At 44.0% G+C, this 5,679-nt stretch carries 6 protein-coding genes; 1 reads left to right on the top strand and 5 read right to left on the bottom strand.

All coding sequences use genetic code 11. The features are described 5' to 3' along the window. Positions 1 to 437: 437 nt before the first annotated feature. On the bottom strand, positions 438 to 1,292 hold the full coding sequence (locus PHF32_08505) for an outer membrane beta-barrel protein (protein MDD4560755.1): 855 nt from the start codon (positions 1,290 to 1,292) through the stop codon (positions 438 to 440). Positions 1,293 to 1,485: 193 nt separating this feature from the next. On the opposite strand from PHF32_08505, the gene PHF32_08500 reads away from it, so the two are divergent. Continuing rightward, positions 1,486 to 1,854: a DUF1292 domain-containing protein gene (locus tag PHF32_08500; GenBank protein MDD4560754.1), complete on the top strand. Its 369-nt coding sequence runs from the start codon at positions 1,486 to 1,488 to the stop codon at positions 1,852 to 1,854. 67 nt (positions 1,855 to 1,921) lie between these two features. Here PHF32_08500 and PHF32_08495 read toward each other — a convergent pair whose 3' ends face one another. The 4 genes from PHF32_08495 to PHF32_08480 form a co-directional block, all read right to left on the bottom strand. Further along, entirely contained in the window at positions 1,922 to 3,268 is a 1,347-nt protein-coding gene (locus PHF32_08495; GenBank protein ID MDD4560753.1) for a proton-conducting transporter membrane subunit, read from the bottom strand. Continuing rightward, complete coding sequence (locus PHF32_08490; GenBank protein MDD4560752.1) at positions 3,268 to 3,900, bottom strand: hypothetical protein; 633 nt, start codon at positions 3,898 to 3,900, stop codon at positions 3,268 to 3,270. The genes PHF32_08495 and PHF32_08490 overlap by 1 nt, the downstream gene beginning before the upstream one ends. Then, positions 3,900 to 4,802 carry an NADH-quinone oxidoreductase subunit H gene (locus tag PHF32_08485; GenBank protein ID MDD4560751.1) on the bottom strand — a complete coding sequence of 301 codons (903 nt, stop codon included), beginning with the start codon at positions 4,800 to 4,802 and terminating at the stop codon, positions 3,900 to 3,902. Before PHF32_08485 ends, PHF32_08490 begins: the two co-directional genes overlap by 1 nt. Further along, positions 4,799 to 5,679 (bottom strand): proton-conducting transporter membrane subunit (locus PHF32_08480; GenBank protein ID MDD4560750.1); only part of this gene is annotated, 881 nt, incomplete at its 5' end. The genes PHF32_08480 and PHF32_08485, both read right to left, overlap by 4 nt.

The following is a 5,679-nucleotide window of genomic DNA, read 5'->3' as shown; positions in this document are numbered from 1 at the left end:
AAAACTCCACCTCCTTTATCCCATAGGCTGGATTAACCATCGTTCTGTATGACAATAACTTATCCATCGTTCTCCTCTGTACTATCTTCAACGGACTTGCCTGTATACTTAAAAGGGTGACTCTCCACACAACTAAAATCAGGAAACATCAAGCTGTCACATCCATCTCTTCCCCTCTTCATGGCGTTAATCATGTCTTAATCATCCCTTAATCAAGTATTAATAATTAACGCTTGATTAAGGCTTGATGAACAAGTGATTAAGAGCTACAAGAGAGGGAGAAAAGGAGTTGGACATATATGTTACTGTATATCAATGATTAATCTTTCCTACACCTAAGTGCTTGAAAATATGTGTTTACACACAAAAAGTGCAAATCAGAATGATCGTACCTGATCTGGTATCGTAGTATCTCTTTATATAGCGTGCTTCTCAGTCTACAATCGGCAGCCAGCACTCAACAAGATGGATCTAAGGTTGAAGGCGTTCCGCCATCCGGAATCACCTAAATTATCCAAACCTATGGTAAAACGAAGATCGAATACAAATTCATCTGTACCCAAACCAAAACCAAAGAGGTCTTTCAGGGCAAAACCAGTGCCAAAAACCAGATCAGTCTTGAAGTCTTTCAATTTGTCGCAACCGTTCTCCTTGCGAGTATAGCTGTAAGATACAGAAGGATCTGGGTTAGATATCACATTGGTCAAATCATCCATGCTTTCTTCCAAGGAGTTGAAGCCGCCGTAGGATTGCAGAGATTGATAAATTAGGTAAGAAAAGGACGGCCCGGCGTAGATAAATGCACCTTGGTATTGTTGCTGTTCTTGTTCTTCAGGAAGCACTTGATTGAAGCTGATCAACAATGGTACTGTGATGTAATCTACAGTAGTCTCTATACGCCCGCCCAGAGTGTCTCCAAATGCAGCAGCCAGGATTGGATTGCTGGTATTCGGAACACTGTCATCGAAATGTTGGTTGAATACATATCTGTGCCATACAACTTCAGTTCCCATACGAATGGAGCTGGTTTTGTGAAAAAGGCGAGTACTGGCGTAGAGTCCTGCATTCTGAGAGAGGCCGTAGTCCTTGTCGGAAGAGTGTACCTGGATGTTTCCATAGTCAGAAACCGAAGCAGCATGTTCCTGAATATCAAATGACGTTTCGTAGTCACTATTGGCACCATGAATGGAGGACAAACCTATTCCATATTTGATACCCCAGTTAAAATCTGCTGCTCCCAAAAAGCTAAGTGATGACATCAGTAATAAAGCAACTAACAAAGCCCTAATCATTTAAACTCCTTGCACAAGTTCTAAGATGCTTTTAAGAAATTATTATCAAATCACCGGGTTTCCGCATGCAGAACCCTGATAGTTACAGATAAAGGGACGGGTCAGGGATTGTCAAGGAATATTTTGCAGTTGTTTTTTTAGCTTGCCAAATAGCTGTCCTCAAAAAAGATGGCGAAAACACATAGGAGTTATCATGATAACGAAAGATAATAAGCTCAATACAGAAGAACACGTACACGATTGTAACTGTGAAGGTGGGGATTGTAATTGCGACGGAGGAGATTGTGATTGCGGCAACGATGCCGACATCATCACACTGGATATGGAAGACGGCAGCAAGAAGGATTTTATGGTTTTAGATATCCTTCAGGAAGAAGGTCAAAACTACATCGCTCTCTCTGAAGTGGGAGCAATGGAGTACGATATCCTGCGTTTTGAAGAACAGGATGACAATCTGGAACTAAGCATTATCGAAGACGATGATGAGTACAACCGTATTGCCGAAATCTTCAATGAGCGTTTTTCTTCCATGGATACAGACGAAGAAATGGAAGCTGAATAAACATATTTACTTTACAAGAATAAAGCCGGTCCCATAAAGGATCGGCTTTCAATATTACGAAGTATTTCTAATCTAAAACAGGCAAGAAGATACCGATAATAGAGGCAATCAGCAACAAGCCTGCAGGTGCTAAATACATCCATATACTCAAACTCTGTTTCCGCTCACTGTCTCCCAGGCACATTGAGAGTCCCACACGCATGATTCCCCAAGAGACAATTGTCAACAGCAGCATCAGTAAGGCAAAGAGCAGATAAGAGCCATTATTCAGCAATGCAGTGGCGATCAGAAACTTACTGATAAACAGAGGTGAGGGGGGCAAGCCAATTATCATTACTGAGCATAATAACCAGAGCCAGGCGCTAATCGGATTAGTGGTAAGCATCCCACTTATTTTCTCGTGATTCTTGTCATGATATATGGCCAGGACATTGCCAGAGCAAAGGAAGAATGCCGATTTGATGATTGAATGACCGAGGATATGTAGATAAGCCCCATAATGTGCCAATGCTCCGGCTCCGAAAGCGATCATGATCAAGCCCATGTTTTCCACGGATGAATACGCTAAAAGACGCTTATAATCCTTTGTTTTCAGCACAAACACTGCAGCAATAAATACAGAAAGGAAGCCCATCAGCAGGTACAATTCCTTGGCCAAATCTGCCATTCCGCTTTGTTGCATCAATTTGTTCATGCGCAGGATGGGGATGAGCGCGATATTGAGTAGAGCTCCTGAAAGTAAGGCGGATATGGGTGCAGGGGCTTCGGAATGTGCATCAGGTAACCAGAAATGCAAGGGAGCCAAGCCGATCTTTGTACCAAAACCGATCAGAATAAATACAAAAGAAATCTTCAGCCAGAACGGAGAAAGCTTGCTTGCATCAATGTGGGATATCAAAAGAGTGGCTTCTCCTGGTTGAGCAATCACCAAGAGCAGAATGCCGGCAAAGGCGAGGGCAATACCTACGCTGCAGATAAAAAGGTACTTCCAGGCAGCTTCCAAAGAACTTTTCTTGTTTGAATAACTGATCAGCATAGCCGAACTGATGGTAGTAGCTTCCACAAATATCCATATCAACCCTAAGTCTTTGGCCATTGTGGCTCCATCCATAGCCATTACAAAGATCATCAGAAAGATGGAGTGAATCCGGTAGTCTTTGATAGCCGTACTATCTTGCATGCCCAACCGGTAAAAAGCTATTGCGGAATACAGTACAGAGAGGATCAGATAGATAAACAAGCCCAGATCGTCCATGCCGGACAAACTACCTCGGTTTACATAGGCATGAATGCCCAAGCCAGTATGCAACAGGGCATGCAGAAGTATCAGGATGTCCATCCTTCGCCGGGAAGAGATGAATATACAGATCAAGCCGGCAAGAACGGGGTATGCAAACAAAATTATGGTATTCATCACTCCTCCTTCAAGCTTTGCGGGCTTTCTGTATCATCGAAGGTAGAACGGATACGCTTGATGAAGAGTACTGCGATAAGTACCGACAGAATCAGGTCCAGAGACACGCCCAAGCTAACAATATAGGGTAGATGACTGCCAGCAGACAGCGATAACATGAAAATGCCGTTTTCCATGATCAGATAACCCATTAGGTGAGTGATGAGTTTCTTGTTTGCAATAATGATGAATATCCCTTTGAGGATTGTGGCAAAAGCGATACCAAACTCAAGCGGGGAAAGATTGAGGCTCCAGAATGGGGCAGCTGCGGACAGAGCGAAACTGAGCAAGAATATCAGGCTCATCAGTGCCAGAGAAAAAAAGTTCGACACCGAAGCTTCCACTTCCCTTCGAATCTGGTTGTGTTTAATGGTATCATCGATGAACCAGGGAATAAGGAACGCTTTGAAGACAAGAGTTTCCAACGCAATGAGACTGAAGCTGATCCAGTTCAATTGAGTGGTTTTCAGCAAAGTGATGGCAAACAGTATCACTCCCTGAAGTACCAGGATTTTGATGATCGTCCCCAACATATTTGTAACGGAAGCCCAAAGCAGGCTGAGTCCGAAGATTACGACAAGGATTTCCACCATCACCAGGCTCCCATATATCTTGCCAGACGCATAGCCAGGCTAAGCAAAGCAATGCATAAAGGTAATAAAACCAGTTCCAGATTACGGTTCATCCTAAAACGAGCCATCAAAGATTCCAATACTCCTACAAGCACGTATATGGCCAGCATTAGCGCAAGATACCACCATACAGCGATTTGTGGCGGCAGAATCAAACGACTGATGAGAGACGCATAGATGAACATCTTCAGGGCGGCTGTATAGTGAATCACTGCTAGGTTGAAACCGCTGAAATCCAAGATCATTACTTCATGAATCATGGTGAGTTCCAGATGAGTGGCAGGGTCGTCAAAGGGGACTCTGGAGCTTTCCACCAATAGCATGATAAACAAGGCAATTGCCAGAGATGCTGCTGCAAGTGTAGCCCAAATACTAGAATGGAAGATGCTTTGCTGAGCAAAGGACTCTGCAGTGCTACCAGCACCTGAGCTAAAGATGAGAGCGGCAACGACCAGAAAGAAAGCAGGCTCAAGAAACGCTGTAAAACTAAGCTCACGGCTAGTTCCCATTCCCTGAAAACTACTCCCGCTATCCATCGCTGCTAGCGCCATAATTCCTTTGGCAAGGCTCAGCAAGTAAACAATCAAGATATAGTCACCCCGGAAACTGAGGAGAGTGTTGTTTGAGAGAAAAGGAACAAACATAGCTGCTACGAATGTGACGGCCAGAGCCAATAGCGGAGCAAATCTGCTGATTTGTGTGGCATGATTACTATAGATTTCGTCTTTTCGCAGCAGTTTCCAAAAATCCCAGCTACTTTGCAATATTGGTTTGCCTTTACGGCCAACCATTATTGCTTTCACTTTAGAAATCAGACCCATAAACAGCAAGGGAAGGAAGATTACACAGAGAGCGTTGATCATCTGAACCCCACTACCCATACCAAAAGAATAACAAGGAAGCCCAAAGCCCAAGCAATGTAGCTATTGGTTTTTCCGTTGTGAATCCCTGCGAAGAGGAGCAAGAAATTGCTGATGATGCGGCTCACTGGACGCACCACCAAGTTCCATACTGCATCGGGATGTTCTTCATTATATTCGATTTTCTGCGGGAAAGGGTGTTCAGCTTTTACCCGGGTAGTTGTTTTATACATAAAGGGTTTCAGAAAATATGCCAAAGGTTGGATGTAGGTCATGGAACTGGATTGCATTTTGGGCTTCACCTTGGGGTAAGCGCAAGCCCAGGTAGTACCTGTCTTCTCTTTTACGCACAGTCTTCTAACAACGAAAAACAAAGCAAACATAGCAATAATGATCAAATATACAGAGCTGATCTGTGTCGCCTGCTGCTGCAATCCGGCATATATCTGCATGTCCAGATCAAACCAACGAAGCAGGGGTTTTATAAAGCGTAATGCGATTCCCGGAACAATACCCGTGAGCAGGATTGCCACGCTAAGGAAGAAGACAGATAGTCTGGCGCCGATTTTGAGTTCTTTTGCATTTTCAGCTTTTTGGCTTCGAGGTGCACCCAGGAAGGCAACGGCATAAATGCGAATAAAAGCGATCAAGGCCAAAGCGCCTATGAAGGCCAAGGCCACCAGGATCAATAACGCAGGTAAGAGATGCTTTATAGAGGGAATTTGCATGGCTTCCATAGCGGCTCTGAAGATAGTAAATTCGCTAAAGAAACCATTGGTGAGGGGAAGAGCGGATATGGCAAAGATGCCGATGAGCGTCATAGCCCCAGTGTATGGCATTCGCTTTGCCAAAGCTCCCATTTCGTCTATATCCAAAGTAC

Source organism: Candidatus Cloacimonadota bacterium, from assembly GCA_028706475.1.
Lineage (GTDB): Bacteria > Cloacimonadota > Cloacimonadia > Cloacimonadales > Cloacimonadaceae > UBA5456.
The sequence above is the reverse complement of the archived record's forward strand: the minus strand, read 5'-3'. Positions and strand labels throughout refer to the sequence as shown.